Source organism: Enterobacter sp. N5-15 (assembly GCF_057221635.1).
The window spans coordinates 2,517,877-2,541,229 of sequence record NZ_CM170150.1; the positions used below are offsets into that span (position 1 = coordinate 2,517,877).

General features: G+C 55.9%; 21 protein-coding genes. 7 read left to right on the plus strand and 14 right to left on the minus strand.

Features of this window, described 5'->3' with window-relative positions; all coding sequences use genetic code 11:
• Nucleotides 1-17: 17 nt before the first annotated feature.
• From AC2TE5_RS11985 to AC2TE5_RS11995, 3 genes are read left to right on the plus strand one after another with little or no spacing between them, the layout of a single operon-like run.
• Entirely contained in the window at nt 18-1,175 is a 1,158-nt protein-coding gene (locus AC2TE5_RS11985) for a branched-chain amino acid ABC transporter substrate-binding protein (RefSeq protein WP_213327606.1), read from the plus strand.
• 18 nt (nt 1,176-1,193) lie between these two features.
• The gene (locus tag AC2TE5_RS11990; RefSeq protein ID WP_032656897.1) at nt 1,194-1,676 is read left to right on the plus strand and encodes an L-2-amino-thiazoline-4-carboxylic acid hydrolase; all 483 of its coding nucleotides are present in this window, start codon (nt 1,194-1,196) and stop codon (nt 1,674-1,676) included.
• Nucleotides 1,673-2,899: a Zn-dependent hydrolase gene (locus AC2TE5_RS11995; protein WP_484611688.1), complete on the plus strand. Its 1,227-nt coding sequence runs from the start codon at nt 1,673-1,675 to the stop codon at nt 2,897-2,899. The genes AC2TE5_RS11990 and AC2TE5_RS11995 overlap by 4 nt, the downstream gene beginning before the upstream one ends.
• Before the next feature lie 39 nt (nt 2,900-2,938).
• Here AC2TE5_RS11995 and AC2TE5_RS12000 read toward each other — a convergent pair whose 3' ends face one another.
• Nucleotides 2,939-4,822, minus strand: coding sequence for a potassium transporter Kup (locus AC2TE5_RS12000; RefSeq protein ID WP_484611689.1), 1,884 nt, complete (start codon nt 4,820-4,822; stop codon nt 2,939-2,941).
• Between the two features lie 77 nt (nt 4,823-4,899).
• A complete protein-coding gene (locus AC2TE5_RS12005) occupies nt 4,900-6,387 on the minus strand; it encodes an MFS transporter (RefSeq protein WP_213327609.1) in 1,488 nt (495 codons plus the stop codon).
• Nucleotides 6,388-6,503: 116 nt separating this feature from the next.
• Between AC2TE5_RS12005 and AC2TE5_RS12010 the strand changes: the two genes are divergently transcribed.
• A complete protein-coding gene (locus tag AC2TE5_RS12010) occupies nt 6,504-7,097 on the plus strand; it encodes a TetR family transcriptional regulator (protein ID WP_484611690.1) in 594 nt (197 codons plus the stop codon).
• Between the two features lie 57 nt (nt 7,098-7,154).
• Here the strand turns inward: AC2TE5_RS12010 and AC2TE5_RS12015 are convergent, their stop codons facing one another.
• The 12 genes from AC2TE5_RS12015 to AC2TE5_RS12070 all read right to left on the minus strand — a co-directional run bounded on the left by AC2TE5_RS12015 (nt 7,155) and on the right by AC2TE5_RS12070 (nt 20,442).
• The gene (locus AC2TE5_RS12015; RefSeq protein ID WP_484611691.1) at nt 7,155-8,594 is read right to left on the minus strand and encodes an anion permease; all 1,440 of its coding nucleotides are present in this window, start codon (nt 8,592-8,594) and stop codon (nt 7,155-7,157) included.
• Between the two features lie 90 nt (nt 8,595-8,684).
• Entirely contained in the window at nt 8,685-11,285 is a 2,601-nt protein-coding gene (gene acnB / locus AC2TE5_RS12020) for a bifunctional aconitate hydratase 2/2-methylisocitrate dehydratase (protein WP_484611692.1), read from the minus strand.
• Between the two features lie 17 nt (nt 11,286-11,302).
• Nucleotides 11,303-11,851 (minus strand): RBBP9/YdeN family alpha/beta hydrolase, encoded by a 549-nt coding sequence (locus AC2TE5_RS12025; RefSeq protein WP_121423833.1) that lies wholly within the window; start codon nt 11,849-11,851, stop codon nt 11,303-11,305.
• Nucleotides 11,852-11,878: 27 nt separating this feature from the next.
• Nucleotides 11,879-12,754, minus strand: a complete 876-nt coding sequence (citG, locus tag AC2TE5_RS12030) for a triphosphoribosyl-dephospho-CoA synthase CitG (RefSeq protein ID WP_484611693.1) — start codon at nt 12,752-12,754, stop codon at nt 11,879-11,881.
• Nucleotides 12,729-13,268 carry a citrate lyase holo-[acyl-carrier protein] synthase gene (gene citX / locus AC2TE5_RS12035; RefSeq protein WP_484611694.1) on the minus strand — a complete coding sequence of 180 codons (540 nt, stop codon included), beginning with the start codon at nt 13,266-13,268 and terminating at the stop codon, nt 12,729-12,731. Before citX ends, citG begins: the two co-directional genes overlap by 26 nt.
• A 5-nt stretch (nt 13,269-13,273) precedes the next feature.
• The gene (gene citF, locus AC2TE5_RS12040) at nt 13,274-14,794 is read right to left on the minus strand and encodes a citrate lyase subunit alpha (RefSeq protein WP_484611695.1); all 1,521 of its coding nucleotides are present in this window, start codon (nt 14,792-14,794) and stop codon (nt 13,274-13,276) included.
• A 30-nt stretch (nt 14,795-14,824) separates the two neighbouring features.
• Nucleotides 14,825-15,700, minus strand: a complete 876-nt coding sequence (gene citE / locus AC2TE5_RS12045; RefSeq protein ID WP_042713724.1) for a citrate (pro-3S)-lyase subunit beta — start codon at nt 15,698-15,700, stop codon at nt 14,825-14,827.
• Nucleotides 15,700-15,990 (minus strand): citrate lyase acyl carrier protein, encoded by a 291-nt coding sequence (citD, locus tag AC2TE5_RS12050; RefSeq protein WP_023335831.1) that lies wholly within the window; start codon nt 15,988-15,990, stop codon nt 15,700-15,702. Before citD ends, citE begins: the two co-directional genes overlap by 1 nt.
• A gap of 24 nt (nt 15,991-16,014) precedes the next feature.
• Entirely contained in the window at nt 16,015-17,082 is a 1,068-nt protein-coding gene (citC, locus tag AC2TE5_RS12055) for a [citrate (pro-3S)-lyase] ligase (protein ID WP_484611696.1), read from the minus strand.
• An 18-nt stretch (nt 17,083-17,100) separates the two neighbouring features.
• Complete coding sequence (locus AC2TE5_RS12060) at nt 17,101-17,964, minus strand: fumarylacetoacetate hydrolase family protein (RefSeq protein WP_484611697.1); 864 nt, start codon at nt 17,962-17,964, stop codon at nt 17,101-17,103.
• A gap of 71 nt (nt 17,965-18,035) precedes the next feature.
• Nucleotides 18,036-19,280, minus strand: a complete 1,245-nt coding sequence (locus AC2TE5_RS12065; RefSeq protein WP_484611698.1) for an MFS transporter — start codon at nt 19,278-19,280, stop codon at nt 18,036-18,038.
• A gap of 73 nt (nt 19,281-19,353) precedes the next feature.
• Entirely contained in the window at nt 19,354-20,442 is a 1,089-nt protein-coding gene (locus tag AC2TE5_RS12070; RefSeq protein ID WP_213327620.1) for a 4-oxalomesaconate tautomerase, read from the minus strand.
• Nucleotides 20,443-20,596: 154 nt separating this feature from the next.
• Here AC2TE5_RS12070 and AC2TE5_RS12075 point away from each other — a divergent pair, with 154 nt between their 5' ends.
• From AC2TE5_RS12075 to AC2TE5_RS12085, 3 genes are all read left to right on the plus strand, one after another.
• Nucleotides 20,597-21,523, plus strand: a complete 927-nt coding sequence (locus AC2TE5_RS12075) for a LysR family transcriptional regulator (RefSeq protein ID WP_484611699.1) — start codon at nt 20,597-20,599, stop codon at nt 21,521-21,523.
• A 101-nt stretch (nt 21,524-21,624) separates the two neighbouring features.
• Entirely contained in the window at nt 21,625-22,338 is a 714-nt protein-coding gene (locus tag AC2TE5_RS12080; protein WP_484613338.1) for an isochorismatase family protein, read from the plus strand.
• Nucleotides 22,339-22,399: 61 nt separating this feature from the next.
• Nucleotides 22,400-23,353 (plus strand): GlxA family transcriptional regulator, encoded by a 954-nt coding sequence (locus AC2TE5_RS12085; protein ID WP_484611700.1) that lies wholly within the window; start codon nt 22,400-22,402, stop codon nt 23,351-23,353.

Consider the following 23,353-nt stretch of genomic DNA (forward strand, 5'->3'; position numbering starts at 1 on the left):
AACATCAGGGAAATACAATGAAAACAGTAAAAATCAGTGCGCTTAGCGCCGCTATCCTTCTCGGCAGTTTTGCCTCGACGGCCGCGTGGGCAGCCGACGGTGAAACCGTGGTTATCGGTCTGGCAGGCCCGCTCACCGGCCCCTCCGCCCGTATCGGTAAAGATCTGGAGAACGGCGCGCAGCTGGCAATTGACGACATTAACAAGCAGCACCCGACCATCGGCGGCAAAGCGGTGACCTTCAAACTGCAGTCCGAAGACGATCAGTCCGACCCGCGCACCGCCGTGGCCGTGGCGCAGCGTCTGGTGGATAGCGGCGTGGCGGGCGTTGTCGGTCACTGGAACACCGGTACCAGCATTCCTGCCGCACGTATCTATCACGATGCGGGCATCGCACAGGTGGCACCGGTCGCGACCGGTCACGCCTATACCAAACAGGGTTTTGATACCAGCTTCCGCGTGATGGGCCATGACGACGACGGCGGTCAGTTTGCCGGTCAGTACGCGGTTAATACGCTGAAAGCCAAACGTATTGCGGTGATCGACGACCGTACCGCCTTTGGTCAGGGTCTGGCGGACCAGTTTATTAAATCGCTTGAAGCGCAGGGCGTGAAGGTTGTCGATCGTCAGTACGTTGATGACAAAACGGTGGACTTCAGCGCCGTGCTGACCGCTATTCGCAGTAAAAACGCCGATCTGATCTTCTTCGGCGGCGTCGACAGCCAGGCCGCACCGCTGGCGCGTCGAATCAAACAGCTGGGCATGAACGCCACCCTGATGGGCGCAGGCGGATTTGTCAGCCAGACGTTCCTGCAGCTGGCGCAGAAAGAAGGCGAAGGCGTGGTCGCGCTGGAGCCGGGTCTGCCCGTTGACCAGATGCCGGGTGGAAAGGCATTCGAGCACGCGTACCAATCACGCTACCACACCCATATCGAACTGCACGCTCCGTTCGCCTATGACGCCACCCGCGTGCTGGTTGCGGCGATGGAAAAAGCAAACTCCGTTGAGCCGTCCGACTATCTGCCCGCCCTGCGCGCCATCAGCTACTCCGGCGTCACCGGACAGATCGCGTTTGATAAAGAAGGTAACCTGAAATCGCCGTCTTTCACCGTTTACAAAGTTGTCGATGGCAAATGGCAGCCACAGACCGTGCTGGGTGGCGCAAAAGCGAAGTAACGCAGTGAGGGCAATGTGATGAGTGATAATAACGAGCTGGGCATTCTCGCCCGCCGCAAAATTGAAGCAGAAATTATTAAGCCAATTTATGAAATCCTGGTGCGCGAGATAGGGAAAACCCGCGCCCAGGCGGTCATTGGCGAGGCTATTGAGCAGGCCGCGATTGACGCAGGCAAAGCGTTTGCCAGCAAAGAACCCAACGGCGCGGACGTCAAGAGTTTCATCGCCCTGCAGTATCTGTGGGAAAAAGATAACGCGCTTGACGTGAAGGTGATCGACGCCGACGACCAGCAGTACAACTACAACGTGACCCGCTGCCGCTACGCGGAGATGTATCACGAAATGGGGCTGGGCGAGATCGGTCATCTGCTCTCCTGCGCGCGCGATGAAAAATTCATCGTTGGCTATGCGCCGGACGTGAAGCTGACCCGCACGACCACCATCATGCAGGGCGGTTCGTGCTGTGATTTCCGCTACCGCAGCAGTAAGGACAAGACATGATCCGCATCAACGCCGAACGGCTGTGGTCAACGCTTGAGATGATGGCGCAGATCGGCGGCACGCCCGCCGGTGGCGTGACCCGTCTGGCACTGAGCGAGGAAGATCGTATTGCGCGTAACCTGCTGCGCGACTGGGCGCTGGACGCGGGTTTCACCTGCGACGTCGACAGCATGGGCAATATGTTTATCCGCCGACCGGGGAAAAACCCGCAGCTTGCCCCGGTCATGACGGGTTCACATGTGGATACCCAGCCGCTGGGCGGTAACTACGACGGAGTTTACGGCGTGCTGGCCGGGCTGGAGGTGCTGCGAACCCTTAACGATCGTCACGTTGAGACTGAACGTGACGTTGTGCTGGTAAACTGGACTAACGAAGAAGGTGCGCGCTTTGCGCCAGCCATGCTCTCTTCAGGGGTCTGGACGGGGCAATTTAGCGAAGCGTACGCCCATGCCCGCGCGGATAACGATGGCATTACCGTGGGCGAAGCGCTGGAGAGCATTGGCTACCGGGGTGAAGCCTCTGCCCGCGCGTTTCCCGTTCACGCCTGCTACGAACTGCACATCGAACAGGGCCCGATCCTGGAAGATGAAGCCATCGATATCGGGTTAGTCCGCGCGGCAATGGGCCAGCGCTGGTTTACCCTGACGCTGGACGGATTCGCCGCCCACGCGGGCACGACGCCGATGCACAGCCGCCGCGACGCGCTGACCGCCTTTGCCGAGCTGGCGCTGAAGGTTGAAGAGATTGGCTATCGGCATGCGCCGGACGGACGCGCGACGATCGGTATGGCAAAGGTTACGCCAAACTCGCGCAACGTCGTGCCGTCTCGCGTGGAATGCAGCGTTGAGTTTCGCCATCCGGCGCAGCAGGCGCTGGAGACCATGGAAGCGGCGCTGCATAAGGTGGCTGAAAGCCTGAGACTGCGCGGCGTCGCTGCTGCCGTTGAACGCATTTTTGACTACGCGCCCATCGCGTTTGATGCCGAATGCCTGGCTCGTACGGAGAAGGCCGTAGCGGCACTGGGCTATACGTCGAAACCGATGGTCTCCGGTGCGGGACACGACGCCTGCTATGTCAGCAAAATTGCGCCCGCCAGCATGATCTTTATCCCCTGCGTGAAAGGCGTCAGCCATAACGAAGCGGAAAGGATCCTGCCGGAGTGGTCGGAGAAAGGGGCGAATGTGTTATTGCATAGCGTCCTGTCTGCGTCCCTTGAGAGATAGAACGGTGCGAAAGCAGAGGACCTCTGCTTTCGCCAGAATCTACACGGCAACGCGTCGGCTAATTTCGACAACCCGATCGCTGGGAAGGTGATAGTGGTTGATGACGTGCGTGCAGTTGCGCTTCATAAAAGCAAATATGTGCCTTTGCCAGGCCGCCATGCCTGCCTCACCCTCGCCTGCCACAATGGTTTCATGCCCGACATACCAGGTGGCGTCATCCGTGGCAAAAAGCGCGTTAATCTCGCTGACACCCTGCAACAAACGCGGGATGTCCGGGTGTTCCATAAAGCCATACTGCGCCACGCCGTGCCAGTAGCCCGGCGCGCGCTGCTCTACCCTGATACGTTGCTCTTCCCCCACATAGGGCACATTCAGAATATCAATGGTCAGCGACAACACATCCTGCTGTAGCGCCCGGTTTCGCGCGACATGCCAGCGCATGACCGGCGGGATATTGTTCTGCGTACGGGTCAAAAAGACGGCGGCGCCCGCCACCCTGGGCACCGTCTTTTGCTGAAGCTGGGCAAAGAACGCATCCACGCTGACGCCCTTCTCGCCCACCGATGCGGATACCGCCTTAACGCCGCGGTGCCAGATCAGCATCACCGTACAAATCGCTGCGGCCATCAGCAGCGGAATATAGCCGCCTTCCAGGACCTTAATCAGATTGGCAAACAAGAAGGTGGCATCAATCACCAGGAAGCAGAGGGCAATAACCGCACTGCTGGCCAGGCTCCAGCGCCACACTTCCCGCATCGCCACAAACAACAGCCCCGTGGTCATCAGCATGGTTAACGACACGGCGATCCCGTACGCAGCGGCAAGCTTATCGGAGGATTTGAAGAACACCACCAGCCCGATGGTCACCACCATCAGCAGCCAGTTTATGATTCCGATATAAATCTGACCGTAGCTTTCTGCCGCCGTCTGTTTGATGCGTAATCGGGGTAGCCAGCCAAGCTGAATGGCCTGGCGCGTCATGGAAAACGCGCCGGTAATAATCGCCTGACTGGCGATGATCGTCGCCAGCGCGGCAAGAACGATGAGCGGAACCTGGAGCACGGGCGGACAGAGCGTGTAGAAAAGGTTTTGCTTGCTGTCGGCACCGGCCAGAATCAGCGCTGACTGGCCAGCATAGTTGAGCAGCAGCGAAGGAAAGACGATACCGTACCAGGCAAGCCAGATCGGCTTTTTACCAAAATGCCCCATGTCTGCATACAGGGCCTCGGCACCCGTCACGCAGAGAAAAACGCCCCCCAGGACCAGGAAACTGGTGTACCCGTTCGAAAACAAAAACGCGATGCCGTACGCAGGATTGAGGGCCAGCAGTACCGAGGGGTGTTGGACGATCCCCCGCACGCCCAGCGCAGCAATCGCTAAAAACCACAGCGCCATCACCGGGCCAAATATTTTCCCTATGCGGGCGGTACCAAAAGGCTGGATAAGAAACAGCGCCAGCAAAACCGCCACCGTCAGGGGTAATATGTACGGCTGGGACTCAGGGATCACCATCTCCAGCCCTTCCAGAGCAGAAAGCACGGAGATCGCCGGGGTTATCGCGCCGTCACCGTAAATGAGCGCTGCGCCAATCAGAGCGGCAAAAATGACCCAGCGCCCGCCTTTGCCTTTCTCCACCAGAAGCGACATCAAGGCCATGATGCCCCCCTCGCCATGATTATCAATTCGCATGGCGAAGGCGGCATATTTTATGGATGTCACCAGGATGAGTGTCCAGGTAATGAGCGAGAGCAGGCCCAGTATGACGCCGGGCGTAGGGTCATGCTCAGAGAGCGAAAGCACCGTCCGGAAGGTATAAAGCGGGCTGGTGCCGATATCACCAAAAACGACGCCCAGCGCCCCCCCTGCAAGCAGGGTTAACCGGGAGAGCGGTTGGGACGGTTCACTGCTGTGGCGAGGGCTCATATTTTCCAGCAAGAGTCAGATAATCCTATAAAAAACATAGCCCATCTGCCCCGCTCGCGCCAACCGCTCGCCCTGTATTACTGCGGCTTGGCCTTTGCCAGGCTAAACCAGATCCCCACTGCCAGCAGCAGCAGCATTCCGCCCGCGCTGCCCAGCGCCACGCTGTGCGAGGTGATAAACGCGCTTTTCGCCGCCTCAATCACCGACTCCGCCAGCGTCGGGGTCAGATCCTGCGCCACCTTCATCGCCTCACCAATGGATGACGAGGCTTTATCGACGAGCGAGGCATTCAGCCCTTGCGGCAGGTCAATTGACGCCGAGAAGCTGCGGGTCAACAGCAGACCAAAGATGGCGATCCCCAGCCCGGCCCCCAGTTCGTAGGACATGGTTTCAATTGCCCCTGCGGCGGCGGCTTTCTCTTTCGGCGCGGCCGCCATAATTGCCGAGGTCGAGGCCAGCAGCGCGCTGGCGGCACTGAAGCCGAGCAGCACCATCAGTCCCCACGCCTGCCACTGCTGCGTGCTGAAGTCGAGCATCGACAGGCCGATAAAGCTGACGGCGCTGAGCCCCATTCCGCCGGCGGCGACGATGCGTAGCCCCAAACGCCCGACCAGCACACCCGCGATCGGACCACTGAACCCGCTGGCGACCATCACCGGCAGCATGAACATTCCCGCTTCAAACGGCGTAAAGCCATGAACAAACTGCAGCTCCTGAGCCATCAGCAGCTCAAAACCGACCAGGGCAATCATGGCGGTCATCGCCATCACCACGCCGCTCAAAATGATGCGATGGCAGAACAGACGCATGTCGATCATCGGTACGCGAGCGCGAAGCTGAATACGCACGAAGATAAACAGCAGCACCGAGCCGGTCACCAGCGCGGACGCGACTACCCACGGTGACAGGGCGCCTTTTAGCGCGGTTTTCGCGCTGTAGACCAGCAGCAAAATCGCCACAATCAGCATAATGGCATGGCTAATATTCAGCGGCTGCTCCGGGCGGCCCTGCTGAGGAGGCACAAAACGCGCGGCCAGCGAAACCACCACCAGCACGATCGGCACGTTGATTAAAAACACCGATCCCCAGTAAAAATGCTCAAGCAGCATACCGCCAATCAGCGGACCAAACGCCGCACCACCGGACCCCACCGCTGCCCAGACGCCGAGCGCAATATTACGATCCCGCGCGTCGATAAACAGGGTGCGGATACCAGCCAGCGTAGCCGGAATAATCATCGCCGCACCGATGGCCAGCGAGGCGCGCGCCGCAATCAGCCACCCTGCTGACGGGGCAAACGCTGCCGCCAGCGACGACAGGCCAAACAGCGTGCTGCCAATCATGAGCAATCGCTTAAAACCAATGCGGTCACCCAGGGCGCCCATCGGCAGCACCATTCCCGCCATCACCAGCGAGTAAATATCGATGATCCACAGCAATTCATTGCCGCTGGCACCCAGCGTCATGCTCAATGTCGGCGCCGCCACGTGCAGCACCGTCGCGTCGATCGCCACCGGGATATACACCAGCACGATAATCACTAACGCTAACCACTGACGAAACATAAATTTCCTTTTCTTTTAAAACATGGACACATGTCCAGGATGCGATCCTACGTAAAGTTGAACGCATGTCCAGCTTTTTGTTACACTCGTTTCATTCCCATTGAGAGTGAGTAAACATGCGATATCTGAGCAAGGATGAACGGCGGGAAGCCATCTTACAGGCCGCCATGCGCGTGGCGCTGGCTGAAGGACTGGCGGCCATGACGGTACGCCGTATTGCCGCCGAGGCCAGGGTCGCCACCGGCCAGGTGCATCATCACTTTACGTCCGGCGGAGAGCTAAAATCGCTGGCCTTCGTACGGTTAATTCGCGAGCTGCTGGATGCGGATGTCGCGGGTAAACAGGCCGGATGGCGGGAGCAGCTTCATGGCATGCTCGGCAGCGATGACGGAAGGTTTGAGCCCTATATTCGCCTGTGGCGTGAAGCGCAGATCCTCGCCAGCCGTGATGCTGAAATCAAGGCCGCCTATGTGATGACCATGGAGATGTGGCACCAGGAAACGGTGGCGCTTATCAAAGCGGGAACGGAGGCCGGAGAATTGAATCCGGGCGATCGGGCGGAAAATATTGCCTGGCGCTTGATTGGTCTGGTGTGCGGCCTCGACGGAATGTATATCTTAAATATGCCAGAAATGGACGAAGCCGCGTTTAACAACCATCTTGATACATTAATCACGCTCGAGTTGTTTAACACCCCGTCTAAGCAGTGAGGTTGCCGGGTGGCGGCGACGCCTTACCCGGCCTACCTTTTGTCTACTCCCGGTCTGTTAAGACTGCAGCATGCCGTGCTGCATCAGGAAACCCCACCAGGGAATGCCGAGGAACATGTGGATTAAAAACGTGCACAGCGCCACGAGCGTACCGATGGTCCACCATGACCTGATGTCGTTATACCCAGCGGCGAAGATAATCGGCCCCGCCGCGCCGCCATAGTGCGTGATGCAACCCCCATAGGAGTTGGAAAACAGAATGGCGAGGGCAAGCAGAACGGGTGCCGTTCCGGTGACCAGCCCCACGGTGGCAAAGACCGGCACCATCGCCGCGACGTATGCTCCGCCGGAGGCAAAGAAATAGCGAACCAGCACGCTGAGAAACACGATAATAACGATGGTCATGTTCCCCGCGCTGAGAAAATCGAGGTGCGCTGACAGGAAATCAGCCAGCCAGCGGAAAAATCCCTCCTTGCTCAGCGTGGCGCTAAGACCGATGATGCCCCCGTACCACATCAGAGTATTCCAGCCACCTTTGTTTTTCTGTACGTCGCTCCAGCCGATAATATTAAACAGCAGCGCTGCCCCCATCGCGATAATAGCGACGGCGGATTCATTTAGCTCAAGGTGACGAGAGAAAATCCAGCCTAATAACGCGGAGATAAAAATTACCACCAGCCCCTTCTCTTTGATGCTCATTGCCCCGAGGCTTTGCAGGCCGTTGGTCGCAATGGCGACATTATCAATATGTTTAATTTCCGGGGAGGCAACTCGGTAGCAAATATAGGGAATGATACACAGCATCAATAACCCCAGCGGGGCCCCTGCCAGCATCCAGCCGATCCAGCTAATATGAATATGGAAGATATCTGAAATTAGCTGTAGCGCTAACGCGTTTCCGGCAAAGCCCGTTAAAAACATATAGCTGGTCGTTTTAGTCACCATATAGACATTGACCATTAAATAACGCCCAGCCCTGCACGGTGTCTCTTTTGGTGTCGAGCCTAATACCGTCGCGATGCTGTTAATAATAGGAAAAACCACGCCGCCTGCCCGCGCGGTATTTGATGGGGTGGCGGGTGCCAGCACCAAATCCAGCAAGGCGGTCACATACCCCAGCCTCAGCGTCGTGCTGCCAAACTTGAGGATGAACCAGTAGGCAAGCCGTTTCCCGAGACCCGTAGTGACAAAGGCCGCGCTCAGCGTAAAGGCGCTAAACACCAGCCAGGTCGTACCGGAGGCGTATCCGCTCAGGACATCCATTGATTTCACTGGAGAATCCGGGAATTTTGTTACGGTAAAACAGGTTAATGCCACCGCGACCAGCATGATGACGGGTTCGGGATACGGTTTAATGACCAGCCCAACGATAGCGGACAGATATATGCCTGCCAGTATCCACGCCTCTTTGGTTAATCCATCAGGCGGAGGAATAAATATTGATAATAATATTATTACGGCAAGTAAGATTGTTTTTAAAACATTGGAATTAAGCATATCTCACCCATGAGAAAAGGGTCCCTGAATAGCGGAGACCGCTCCTGAGAGAAGCCTCCACCGATTAAATGCATTTATCAAATAAATAACTTACAGTGACACGCTAGCAATATTGATATTATCACCTTCCCTGGGCTGATATTCGGTCAGAGTATCAAAACTGAGATAGCGATAGATATTTTCATGCGCGTCGTGAAGTTTATCCGTATAGCTAAAATATTCTTCAACGGTTGGCATTTTCCCGAGCATGGCCGCGACGGTGCTTAATTCAGCTGAGGCAAGGAATACTTTCGCATTCGTTCCCAGACGATGCGGGAAATTTCGGGTGGACGTTGATACCACGCTGCTCCCCTCACGCACCCTCGCCTGGTTCCCCATGCACAGGGAGCAGCCCGCGGGCTCGATTCTCGCCCCTGCTTTAATAAACTGATTAAAATAGCCCTCGCGGGAGAGCTGTTGGGCATCCATTTTTGTCGGCGGTGCGAGCCACAGGCGCGCCTGGTTTTCGCTGGCACCAGCCATGATTTCACCCGCAGCGCGGAAGTGACCGATGTTTGTCATGCAGGAGCCAATGAACACCTCTTCAACAGGAGTGCTGGCAACCTCCGAAAGTAGCCGGGCATCGTCCGGATCGTTCGGGGCACAGACCACCGGCTCGGTGATTTCATTGAGATCGATCTCAATCACTGCCGCATATTCCGCGTCAGGATCGGCGCGGAGCAGCGACGGGTTAGCCAGCCACGCCTCGATTTCAGCAATGCGTCGTTCAAGCGTGGCGGCGTTCTGATACCCCTGCTTAACCATCCAGCGCAGAAGAGCCGCATTGGAGCGCAGATATTGCGCGACATTCTCTTCCGCCAGGCGCATAACGCACGCGGCGGCGGACCGTTCGGCGGAGGCGTCAGCCAGTTCAAACGCCTGCTCTGCGCTTAATGCTTCCAGGCCTTCAATTTCGAGGATCCGGCCCGAGAAAACGTTGCGCTTATTCTTTTTCTCGACCGTCAGCAGCCCCTGCTTTCTGGCGTAGAGCGGAATGGCATGCACCAGGTCGCGCAGGGTGATCCCTTTTTGCATCTCGCCCGTAAAGCGCACCAGCACCGATTCAGGCATATCCAACGGCATGATGCCGGTTGCGGCGGCAAACGCCACCAGCCCGGAGCCGCCCGGGAAGGAGATACCCAGCGGAAAGCGGGTATGGGAGTCGGCACCCGTGCCTACCGTATCCGGCAGCAGCATGCGGTTAAGCCAGGAGTGGATGATGCCGTCGCCCGGCTTAAGCGCCACCCCATTCCGGCGAGTGATAAACTGCGGCAGGGTTTCATGGAGCTGGACATCTACCGGCTTAGGGTACGCAGAGGTGTGGCAGAAAGACTGCATCACCAGGTCGGCTGAAAACGTGAGGCAGGCAAGGTCGGTCAGCTCGTCGCGCGTCATCCCGCCGGTGGTGTCCTGAGAACCGACGGTAGTGATTTTTGGCTCGCAATACTGTCCCGGGCGGATCCCCGCCACGCCGCAGGCTTTACCCACCATTTTCTGCGCCAGCGTAAAGCCGGTTGCGGATGGCGCAGGTGAAGCGGGCGTGCGGAATACCGCTGAAGGCTCAAGCTTCAGCGATTCCCGCGCTTTCGCCGTCAGGCTGCGTCCGATAATCAACGGGATCCGCCCGCCGGCGCGCACTTCGTCCAGCAGCACCTCGGTTTTAAGGGTAAAGGTCGTCACCAGCCGCTGGCTTTCTGTCTCACGAATTTCGCCCTTGTACGGGTAAAGATCGATCAGCATCCCGGTCGTCAGCGCGGAGACATCCATCTCTACCGGCAGCGCGCCGGAATCTTCCAGGGTGTTGAAGAAAATAGGGGCGATTTTACCGCCAAACACAAACCCGCCGTTACGTTTATTCGGCACGTACGGAATATCGTTCCCGATGTGCCACAGGATGGAGTTGGTGGCGGATTTACGTGAGGATCCGGTCCCCACGACGTCACCGACGTACGCCAGCGGCCAGCCCGACGCTTTCAGTTCTGCCAGCTGGCGCAAAGGGCCACGTGCGCCGGGTTCATCAGGTGTTACCCCTTCCCTGACGTTACTGAGCATGGAGAGCGCGTGCAGCGGAATATCAGGACGTGACCACGCCTCCGGTGCCGGAGACAAATCGTCGGTATTGGTCTCACCGGCAACCTTAAACACCTTCAGGGTAATTTTTTCAGGCATGGCCGGACGACGCGTGAACCATTCGGCATTTGCCCAGGACTGAAGCACCTCTTTTGCCCGGACGTTGCCGCTCTTCGCTTTGGCTTCCACCTGGCTGAATTTTTCAAAGATCAGGATGGTAGAAGAAAGCTGCTCGGCGGCCAGCGGCGCGAGGTTCGGATGGTCAAGAAGCTCAATCAGCGGCTGGACGTTATAGCCACCCTGCATGGACCCCAGCAGCGCTGTGGCCGCGTCGGGAGAAAGCCCGTTTACACGGTATTCCTGCAACGCCACCTTAAATAAAAAATCGGCTTTTAGCTTAGCAGCGGGATCAACGCCCGGCGGGACGCTGTGGGTTAATAAAGCCAATAATTGTGGATGATGTGCGGACACATCATTTATTAAACGATGAATAAGTGCTTCGGTTTGTTCCGCCGTTAACGGTTTCGCCGGAATACCCGACTCAGCGCGCGCGTTCTGGTGCTGATGATAATCATCTAACATAGGTTCTCCTGTTAAAGCTAAAGTTGTTCGCAAAATTCTGTTAATCGTTCGAGTCCATACGGCCATTCGCCAAAACCGGACTCAGAATTAATATGTCCGGCCTCACCGATATCGATGAGATGGCCGCGCCAGCGCGTAGCCCAATAGTGAGCGCGCGCAAAAGGCATCAGAGGATCGTTTCGGCTGGCAAATATGATGCAGGGGACGGGTAATGGCGTTGGCTGAATGGCCTCTTCAAGTCCGAAAAAAGCAGGCTCTGCCGGTGCGACCATCACCACCCCGGCTACGTTTACCCGCCGCGTTTGCAGCAGCCGACAGGACGCCAGCGCGCCAAAGCTGTGGCCGACGAGAATGGCGGGCAGCGGGCACACTGCCAGCTCGCGGGTAATGGCCGAGACCCAGTTTTCGATATCGGGCTCTAACCAGTTTTTCTGCTGGATCCGTTTCCAGAAGGGAAAACGCCGCCCCCAGCAGCTTTGCCAGTGATGTTCATCGCTGTCTCTGAGACCCGGGACCAGAACAAGGGTGTAAACCTTACTGAGCTGCTGCAGGCGTTGTTCAATCATGACGTTTTCCTGTTACGCTATTCGCGATTATTCGGGTGGAAACTGCGACAATAGCCAGCCAACGGAAATAAGATCGGCGCTACCGCCGGGGCTTAAATTGCGTTTGATAAATTCCGCGTCCATTCTGAGCAGCGCGTTAACCAATTTATCCGCCGGGAGACGTCTTATTTTTAATAACCGCCTCGAATAGCGTCTGGCGTAATTCAGCCCTTCTATTCCCCCTCGGGAAACCAAGTTGGTATCCGGATTCGCGGCCATCAAACCCAGCAGCATCCTTAAGAGCGCCACGTCTTCGGATTCGCCCTGACGTAACGCCTTGTTCAGGTGCGGGAGACCCGCCTGGCGGACGGTCATAAAACCGCTGGCCGCTTCCCCTCTCGCCCCGGTAAAGCCGTATGCCTGGAACTGCTGCTCGCCCTTCGTTCTGGCGATGCCGTTGGTTTTCAGCTCCTGCTCAACGATGCCGGTACAGATAATGCGGGTCTCACGGCATAAACCGCGCTGCGTGAGCGTTTCATCCCTTTGCGTCAGACGTCCCGCCGCGGCGCACAGCAGCCCCAGCGAGAAGATCCCGCCTTTATGGGTATTCACCCCACCAGTGGCGTTAAACATCGCCTGCTCGCAGGCCAGGCCGGTCGGTCTTATGGCCCGCAGCGTTTGCGGGCCAGCAAGACGAGCCGTCTCTCTGCCAACGTGAAAGAAGGTTGAGAACCATGGGGCAATCGCCGCGATGCTGGCCATGAACAGCGCAAAATCCATGTCCCTATGCGCCCCGCTGTTTACGCGATCCACCAGACCCGGCTTCGGGGTTAAGCGAATTTCCCGATACATGGCCTCGGCAGCCAGCTCAGCGAAGGTGCGCTGAACGTCTGGCGCTTTACATCTGGCAAGCGAAGTAGTCATCGGTTAACTCCTCGATTACGCGCGCGAGTTCGGCCTGCGAATGACGCCGCGCGCGCGAGCAAACGTGGGCCGATTCATGACAGATAAAGCAACTGCGCATCGGCTGCTGGATGGCGTTTCTTTTCAGCAGTCCCGTTTTCGGACAAAACACGTCGATGTCCCACAGGCGCCCCAGAGGATGGTTATCCTCAAGATGCGCCGTGACGTGTTTTATCATCCACGCGGGAGCCGACACCGACCAGAGCGCTTCGGGGCCGGTGGCCGGCTGCAGGATCTGATGCCGGCAGACCGTCCACTGATGGGTGCGGAATACCTCGCCGAGCGCCTGATTCGCGGCGGCCATCACCCGCCTGGCCAGGTCGGTATCCTTCACCTCCCCCGGCCAGACCAGCGTGACGGATACAACCGTATGTTCCGACTGAAACAGCCACGCCTGCTGCCGACGGGCTCGCTGCTCTCTGGCGCTCATTACCTGTTCCAGAGAGACTTTCGCGTTCGAGGCTTTATCCGTCATGACGATTACTCCTTCACCTGGCGAACCACGTCGATCACGCTGCCGTCGCGGTAGCGCACCACGCCGACGATACGGTCAGTGAACTCAACAGGCTTAGGTTCACCCGAGATGAGCAGCGCCTTTTGATACAACGCGTCGATGTCGACAACGGCCAGCCCGGCGTTAATCAGGCGTTCGCGAATTTCCGGGCGCGCCGGGTTAACGGCAATACCGTGATCGGTAACCAAAACGTCAATACTTTCGCCCGGCGTCACCAGGGTGGTGACCTGCCTGACGACGGTAGGAATGCGGCTGCGGATCAGCGGGGCAACCACGATGGTGAGATTTGCCGCCGCGGCGACGTCGCAGTGTCCGCCCGACGCGCCGCGCATCACGCCGTCGGAGCCGGTCAGGACATTAACGTTGAACTGGGTATCCACCTCCAGCGCGCTGAGGATCACCACGTCCACCCTGTCGCAGCAGGCGGCTTTTGCGGCCGGGTTCGCATAAACGTTGGTGGAGATCTCCACGTGGTCGGGATTGACCGCCATCGAGGCTGCAGCCGCGCCGTCAAAGCTTTGCGTATCGAGGACCTTTTCAATTAACCCTTTCTGATGCAGATCGACAATGCTGCCGGTGATCCCGCCGAGCGCGAAGCGGGCGACAATATTGTGCTTGCGCATACGGGTTTCCATAAACCGCGTGCAGGCGGTTGACGCCGCCCCTGAGCCGGTCTGAATGGAAAAGCCGTTGCGGAAATAGCCGGAGTGTTCGATAACGTCGGCGGCAGAGCGTGCAATCATTAGCTCGCGCGGATTGCTGGTCACCCTGGCGGCACCGACGCTGATTTTTGCCGGGTCGCCGACGCTCTCAATCTGCACAACATAGTCAACCTGATCCTGATCGATACTGGCTGGCAGGTTGGGGAACGGCTTCAGGGTCTCGGTGAGCAAGACCACCTTTCTGGCATATTTCGCGTCGACCATCGCATAGCCGAGAGAGCCGCACTGCGATGTACCGCCGTTGCCGCTGGCATTGCCGTATTCATCGCTGCACGAGACCGCCAGAAACGCGACATCAATGGCTATTTCGCCCTGCTGAATCAAATTAACCCGCCCGCCGTGGGAGTGGATCTGCACCGGCTCGTCCATCAGCCCGTGCGAAATCGCATCCGCCAGTTCGCCGCGCATCCCGGAGGTGTAGATTTTGCCGATCACGCCATTGCGAATGTGCTCAATAAGCGGCGTATTGCAGGACATTAATGAGCTTGACGCGAGCGTGATGCCTTTCAGGCCGCGCTGGGCCAGCTTGTCCATCACGTAATTGATGACCTTATCCCCTTCGCGAAAGGCGTGATGAAAAGAGACGGTCATGCCGTCATGAAGATCGCAGCGGGCCAGCACATCGTCCACGCTGGTAAACAGTTTGCGCTGATACTTTTGCTGGCTGTCAGCAAGATAAGGCGTCGTCGCGTTAGCGCCGCTGAAGGCGACGTACTCACGGCGAGAGCCAGGAATGTGGTGCAGGGTTTCAGTTTGGTTTTTCATTTTTCATCCTGTCGCTTGCGGTAAAGGGGGTTACTGACGAATGCCGGAGGCATTTTTGCGTTCGATCACGACGCGGGCATGGTTGATGATTGGCGCATCGATCATTTTGCCGTTCAGCGAAATCACCCCCAGTCCGTTGCGTTCCCCCTCTTCTGCGGCGGCAAGCACGCGCTCTGCGTAATCCACCTCTTCCTGCGTTGGCGCGTAGGCGTTGTGAAGAATTTCAATTTGTCGCGGGTTAATCAGCGATTTACCGTTGAAGCCCATCCGGCGGATGAGATCCACTTCCTTCAGGAAACCGGCCTCGTCGTTCACATCGGCGTACACCACGTCGAAGGCGTCAATACCGGCTCCGCGCGCGGCATGTAATACGGCGCAGCGGGCATAGAACAGCTCTGTCCCGTCGCCCCGCTCGGTTTGCATATCCATCACGTAGTCAAAGGCGGCCAGCGCAATACCCATCAGGCGGTCGGAGGATTTCGCAATCGCGACAGCGTTAATCACGCCAACGGCAGATTCTATCGCCGCCATTAATTTCGTTGAGCCAACGGGACGTCCGCAGGTTTCTTCAATGCGGACGATTTCACGTTCAAGCTGATGAATATCTTCCGGGGAATCGGTTTTGGGTAAACGAATGACATCGACACCCGCCCTGACGGCGGCTTCCAGATCTTTTAATCCAAAAGGCGTATTCAGCGGATTAATTCTGACAACGGTTTCAATATCGTTGTACATCGGGTGTTGCAGGGCATGGAATACCAGAAGACGGGCGCTGTCTTTTTCTTTTAGCGCGACGGCATCTTCCAGATCAAACATTATGGAATCAGGTTTATAGATAAATGCCGTTGAAAGCATGGCGGCACTTGAACCGGGAATAAATAACATACTGCGGCGTAACTTTTTCATTATAACGTTTCCCATGCAATGTCTTCCCGGGCCATTCCTCTGAGCAGAGCAGCCTGCACGCGGGCGCGGATCACGCAGTCCAGCGCGCCTTTATCATCAATAACGACAAGCCCCTGCTCGATGTTGAACGCGGCCAGGGTTTCATTGACAACCTCAGTAATTCGGTCACCAAATTGCTTATACACTTCGCTCTGGATGACCACATCCAGCCCGCTCTCGACGGGACTGACCTTGACCATCAGGTCGCTGGACTCCAGCGTTCCCGCCATTGCGGCTTGCACAATTTTCATATCAATTTTCCTGTGATAACGCGGTTAAACCGCTGCCGACATCGGTTCGGATAAACAGGGCTGATGCTGTACCTCTTTATTCAGAAACGCGCGCGTGGTGGCCGGCACCATGCGGCTGGCGGCAGAGAGTTTGTTTTCATTTAATAAACGACGAACGGCTGAAGCCGACACCGGCACATTATTGCCATCCGTTCTTCTTTCTATTTCGTGTACGCTGATACGCGCCGCTGAAGACGTTTCGTCTTCCAGCCAGCGGTGCATCGCCCGGTTATATCCCGCGGTTAACGGGCAGAACGGTTCGGTACCGACAAAACGATGATTAATATTCAGCGCGGGGGCGATGTAATTTCTGAAAAGCATCAGATCAATGGCGGCGTAGGCTTTATCGATGACCTGCTTATCTTTTAAGAAATAGCCCGGGAATGTGCCGCGAGAAATAATGTATGCCGACCCCGGATGCACAGTGACATTTTGCAGATGCCGCGATCCGTCTCTGACCATCGCAAATCGTTCTTTAAACGAAAAAGCGGAGACATCTTCCTGCACCACGAAAACATGCAGCCAGTCGCACCGGCTGGCCGCATGCTCGATAAGATATTGATGGCCCAGGGTGAACGGATTCGCGTTCATCACAATCGCGCCAATGTTTTGCCCCGGCATGAAATGATGGCGACGCAGCTGGCTGCAGTAACGATGAATACCGACCGGCGTATTCTCCATTAACGCCGCACAGTTCTCGATCGTCACCAGGGGATAAAACCCACATCCGCGAAATGACCTTACGTTATCCGGGCAGGTAAAAAGAAAGAGCTGATGTTCGCCGTTTTGTGCCGCCAGCAGTTCGGCCTCATGAATTAACGTCAGGCTTAACGACGTGCCCCGCCACCCGGCATCCACGGCGATGCATTTCAGCGTATTACCCGCAATGCCGGTGCAGGCGACAAGCTGACGCTGATAGCGCGCAACGATAAATTGCTCAATATCGTTATCAATGCCTAAACCGTTGCGGGCCAGGAAGCGGGCTACCTCCTCTCTGGCCTGAGCGTTACCGGCTTTAATCACCTCAAATTCTGGCGTAGTGGCGGTGTACATCGTCTCTCTCCTGAGCGTCTAGACGGTTAATTCTTGCTGCTGGGGTTGCGCTTCCACGATGGTGTTCATCAGGCGGCCAACGTTTTCGATTTCGACTTCGACGCGATCGCCATCGCGCATAAACAGAGGCGGATTACGTTTTTTCCCGACGCCGCCGGGCGAGCCGGTAATGATGACGTCCCCGGCGCTGAGGGAGGTGAACGTGCTGATATAGGCAATGAGATCTGCCACTTTGTGTATCATGCTGCCGGTGGAGTCATTCTGGACCAGCATGCCGTTCAGCCAGGTGTGGATGGTCAATGCGTGAGGATCGGGGATCTCATCCGCCGTGGTCATATACGGGCCGAAGGCACCGGTTTGCTTCCAGTTTTTACCGGCGGTGAACCAGGCGTGCTGCCAGTCGCGGACGGAACCATCCATGTAGCAGCTGTAGCCTGCGACGTGGCTAAGCGCGTTATTGACGTCAATTCGGGTGCCGGGTTTACCGATGATCACGGCCAGCTCGCCTTCGTAATCAAACTCGCTGGAGAGAATCGGTTTTAAAACCGGCCGCGCATGTCCGGTTTGGGAATCAGGAAAGCGGATAAACAGCGTGGGGGCATTATTCGTCTCGGCAAATTCTTTTCTTTTTTCAGCGTAATTCATCCCAACGCAGAAAATCTTTCCCGGCTCTTCAATCACGGGCAGGAAGGTAATGTCTTCAGGCATCATATCCACAGGGCAATCGTGATATTGCCTGGCGACGTCAACCGCATCCCATTGCAGAAGGTCTTTTAAAGTCGCATAGTGATGGCCGATTTTATTACCCAGATCGATAATGCCGGACTGTGTATAAATCCCGTAACTTTTACGGCCCTGATGAATATAGCTTGCTAATTTCATAATAATACCCGTTTGATAGACGTACTCATTCTGTGTTCACGCCCGGAGGCGTGAACACATTGCCATGCTATTTAATCAGCTGACTGCGCTGGAACCAGCACCTGTTTATTGCCAGATGCCAGATACGTTGCCACCACAACGCCCACGCCCAGTAATGCCAGAATAAATCCGGTCATTCCCTGCCAGCCCATTGAGTGGAAGACAAAACCGTTGATAAATCCAATAACCGAACCGCCCATGTAGTAGAAGAATAAATAGAGCGCGACGGCCTGGCCTCTTGCATGCGTTGCGTTTTTACTGACCCAGCTTAAACCGATAGAGTGGCAGCCGAAGAAACAGCCGGTAAAAATCACAGCCCCAACAATAAAGGTGACGACATTTGACGTCAGCGTCAGCAGCATCCCTAAGGCCATTATAAGGAACAGCACGCGGAGGACTTTCATGGCGCCATATTTCGCCGATAAGCGACCTGCCTGCGGAGCGGTAAAGAAACTCAGGGCGAAGCTAAAGGAGAGCAGACCCGCGTTTGCCGGTGAAATATGGAACGGCTCGCCTTTCAGGAAGAAGGCCAGATAGTTATAAAGTGAGGTAAATGCGCCGAAGATAATGAAGCTGATGACAAACGCCAGCGCCAGATTTTTGTTTTTGAAATGCGAGGCCGCCCCTTTTACCATGCGCATCACGTTCAGACTCTGCGTAGGCGTGAAGTTCTTCGATTCTGGCAGCAGGAACTTCACCAGAATGGCAACCGCAATCAGGCTGACCGCAAACCCGTAAAAGATGATATTGATTGAAACGTGATCGATCAGTTGGCTGGCAACAATACGCCCGGACATACCGCCCATCGAATTACCAAAGACAAAATATCCCGTTACGATGCCTGCCGCCACCGGGGCGACCTCTTCACTGATATAGGCGGTTGCCGCCGCCGCGATGCCGCTCAGCGCCAGACCAATCACCGCACGCAGCGCCACCAGCATCGCCCAGGATTCCACCAGCGGGCAGAGTAGCGTCAGAATGCCGCCCAGCAGGAGGGAGACGATAATTAACCGCTTCCTGCCATAGCGATCGGATAACGTCCCGGTAAACAGAAGCCCAATTGCCAGCAATGCCGTTTCTGCGGATAAGATAATACTCACCTGGCTGACCGGGACATTATATTCCACAGCAAGCATCGGGAGCAGTGGCTGAATAAAAAACAACGAAGCTAGTTCCGCAAGTCCGGATAATGCCAGGGCCAGAATCACGCGAATATTTGCGCTGGCTTTTACCGGTTCGGGCGCGTTCAGGGTATTGTTAGCATGCGTTAACGCCATAATAACCTCAGTATTATAGTTAAGGTACAGAATGTATTTTTTAAGATGGAAAGTTTTTTAGTTCAGACTTTAATCAATCAACTTCAGAGAGCATTTTTTCTGGCACGCAAACGACGCCTTCAAATAATTTTCGCGACGTGCGAATAACCGCTGCCCGTGTATTTTCGATATTATTTCCGTCCCTCAGCAGCGATACGGATATTTTTCCACTGGGGTGTTCAATATCAATAATGTTGGTAAAGCGTTCCTTTGGACGATCGGCAACAATTTTTGCGGCGACGGAACCTTCAATAAGCGTCGCGGTTGAGATACCAATCGAGCCGGTAATCGCCAGTGATTTATGGCAGGTATGCGGCATGAAATAGCGCACCTGAAGCGTTCCGCCGTTACGCGCGCGGCTGAGAAGAACCGGTTTAGGGATCACCTTGTTTGACACGTCCCCTAACCCCATCGCCGCGCCAGCCTGACGGCGCAGGTTCTCCAGCCTTTCCTTAAACGCCCTGTCGCCATCTAATTCTGCCGGTGACTCCCCGCCTGTTTTGCCCAGCGCCGACGCGTCAATCAGGACCATCGGCATCGCCATATCAATACAGGTGACTTCGATACCGTCGAACACGTTTGTCACGCTGTCCGTTGGCAGCAGTTTCCCGGTTTTCGACCCCGCAGAATTCAGGAAGGTTAAGCCAATCGGTGCCGCTGTACCCGGCACACCGTCGATCTGTGTATCGCCTTCATACACGACGCGATGCTCAGGCGTTTGTACTTCTGCGTCGACCAGCGTTCCGGTGTTGAGATTGCGGATACGCACCGTCGTCACCGGGCTTTGCGCCTTCACCAGCCCTTTTTCAATGGCAAAGGGGCCGACGGCACAGAGCATATTGCCGCAGTTTGGCGTGGTATCGACGCGACGTTCGTTCACCATCACCTGGGCGAATAAGTAATCCACATCCGCGTCCGGGCTGTCGGAAGCACTGACGATCGCCACCTTACTGGTTTGCGGGCTTCCACCGCCTATGCCGTCAATTTCGAGTTCATGGCCTGCACCCATCAGGCTGAGTAAAACCGCGTCACGCGCTTCGGTTTCCGCAGGCAGATCGCTGGCCAGAATGACCGGGCCTTTTGAGGTACCGCCACGCATTAATACGCAAGGGATCTTTAACATGTCTTTTTCTCATTTCGCGTTTATCAGGAACGCAATAAGGTTTTCACACTCCCGTTGATAACTCTAATGTCAAAAAAAGCAGGATTAATACGCTTTGCGTATTAATAGCCCTTGCGTTACCGTGGGTATAGGCAAGCAATAATCGGGTGCGGATATGCAGCATGAATTACAGGGAATACAAGCGTTTGTAAAAATTGCAGAAATCGGATGTTTTACAAAAGCGTCGCAATTTCTTCACATTTCACAACCAGCTTTAACACGCAGAATTCAGAAGCTCGAAGAGAGTCTGGGGACCACGCTGTTTGAACGGTCCACGCGCAGCGTCAAGCTCACAACCGTGGGAAGGGAATTTTTACCTAAGGCAAAGAATTTAATCGATTTTTATGAAAGCGCGATCCTGAGTATTAAAGAGATGGCGACGCATCAGGCAGGGGTTATTACCGTTTCCTGTATCCCTACCGCCGCGTTCTATTTTCTGCCTTCAGTGATACGTGATTATAACAATGACTACCCAAACATCCGTATCCGCATACTTGAGCACAGTGCCAGCGATTGTCTCGAAGCGGTGTTAAATGGCGACGCAGATTTCGGCATAAATATGATAAACGTCACACATCCAAATATCGATTTTGCGCCGCTGGTGAATGAACCCTTTGTTCTGGCATGCCGACGTGACAACGCGCTGGCGAAAAAACCGCTGGTGACATGGGACGATCTGGCGGGCATGAAGCTGATTGGAGTAAGGCGCTCCAGCGGGAACCGATCGCTTATCGATCAGGCGTTCGAGAAAATGGCCTGGAAACCGAACTGGTTTTATGAAGTGCGTCATCTGTCAACGTCGCTGGGGATGGTGGAAGCGGGCCTTGGCGTGTCTGTCGTTCCCAGCCTGGCGATGCCGACCGACGAACATCATGTCCTTGTCAGCCGTCCGCTGATTGAACCCGTCATACGGCGTACGCTGGGGCTGGTCCAACGCCGTGAAACGCCGCTCAGCCCGGCTGCGGAAAAATTCAGAGAGATGCTTGTGCAACTTTGGTCTGGTGAAAACAACAGCCCCTGGATCAGCAAGTTTACGCAGTAATTTGGCCCAAAAGTACCGTTATTGGTTCTTCAGGTCACTCCTGCGGTTGGAGACGCTGAGGAATAATGGCTCCCGAACACAACACAGAGGGAGTTATCGTGATGAAACCATTTTTTCGTACGGCAGTGATGATCGGCATGATGAGCGCATTTTCCACTTATGCTACCGCGCAGGAGACAACCCGCATGAATACCAAAACCATTCGCGCGATGACGGGCGCAGAAGCTACCCCTTCCTTATCGACGTCTGAAACTGCGTTAATCGTGGTGGATATTCAAAACGAATATTACGCATCAAAAGATTTTCACGGTCAGATGGTGATACCAGATGGTGAAAACGTGCTGCAAAACAGTCAAAAACTGGTCACCTATGCCCACCAACAAGGGATACCGGTCTACTTCGTTCGTCATATGGGGCCGAAAGACAGCCCGCTGTTTGCCGAAAGATCTGTCTATGCGCAGTTCCATAAAGATCTGCAACCTTCAGCGCAAGACGCCATTATCACCAAAGCGACCCCGAGCTCTTTTGTTGGCACCGATCTGGATGCGCAATTAAAGAAAAAAGGGATTAAAAAGGTGATTGTGATTGGCCTGATGACGCACATGTGCATTTCGTCGACCGCGCGTGACGCTGTACCGCTGGGTTACAGCGTGATTATTCCTGAAGATGCAACCGCAACGCGCGATCTGGATGACGGCCAGGGCGGCGTGGTGGATCACAAAACGCTGCAGCGGGCGGCAATAGCCGGTGTGGCCGATGTATTCGCTGAAGTAATGACCACCAAAGACGTTATGGCACTGCCGGTCACAAAATAAGACCTGACTTGATCCCTGTCGCCAGCCAGACTTCTATACTGGCTGGCACATGGAGGCTCTTATGACGTTGAAAATTGGTATTGTGGTATTTGATGGCATCATCCCTTTTCACCTTTCGGTGCCGTATGCCGTGTTTGAGAAAGCGCTTACGCCACAAGGCGAGCCTCTTTGTCAGCTTGTTGTTTGCGCCACGATGCCCGGCGTACTGAAGACGAATGCCGGATTTTCTATCGTTGTTGAACGCGGGCTGGATGCATTGGCCGGAATGGATATGGTGATCGTCCCAAGCTGGGATGTTCCCGAGCGAGCCCCGGATCCCGACCTCCTGCTGGCGCTGCAAAAGGCCCATGCTGCGGGGGCACGCATTGTGGGTTTGTGCATGGGCGCATTTGTGGTTGCCGCCGCCGGTTTACTGGAACATCGTCCTGCGACAACGCACTGGCGATGGGCGGCTGATTTTCAGCGCCTCTATCCCTCCGTGCAGATGGATAAAGACGTGCTTTATATTGATGATGGTGACGTTGTCACTTCTGCGGGAACGGCGGCGAGTATTGATTGCTGCCTGCATCTGGTGCGTCAGGCATGGGGTGCCGAAGTGGCAAACGGCGTGGCGCGCTTATTGGTTGTACCGCCGCACCGCCAAGGCGGACAGCGGCAGTATGTCGAGCTGCCGGTTCAGAATACGCGTCGCGGGGATTATTTCACCGATGCGCTGGCCTGGGCGACGGAGAATCTTCAGCTCGCACTCACGCTGGACTGCGTGGCGGAGAAAGCCTGCATGAGCCGACGCAGTTTTACCCGGCGGTTCCAGCAAACCACGGGGGAAAGTTTTTCGCGCTGGCTGCTCAACCAGCGCATCATCGTCGCACAGCGCTATCTCGAAAAAACCGACCAGCCGGTGGATGACATTGCCGAGCGCGTCGGTTTTCCCTCGACGACCTCTTTACGCCGTCACTTTCACAATTTGCTCAATACCTCACCTTCCCGCTATCGACGCGAGTTTCGCGGCCGATAG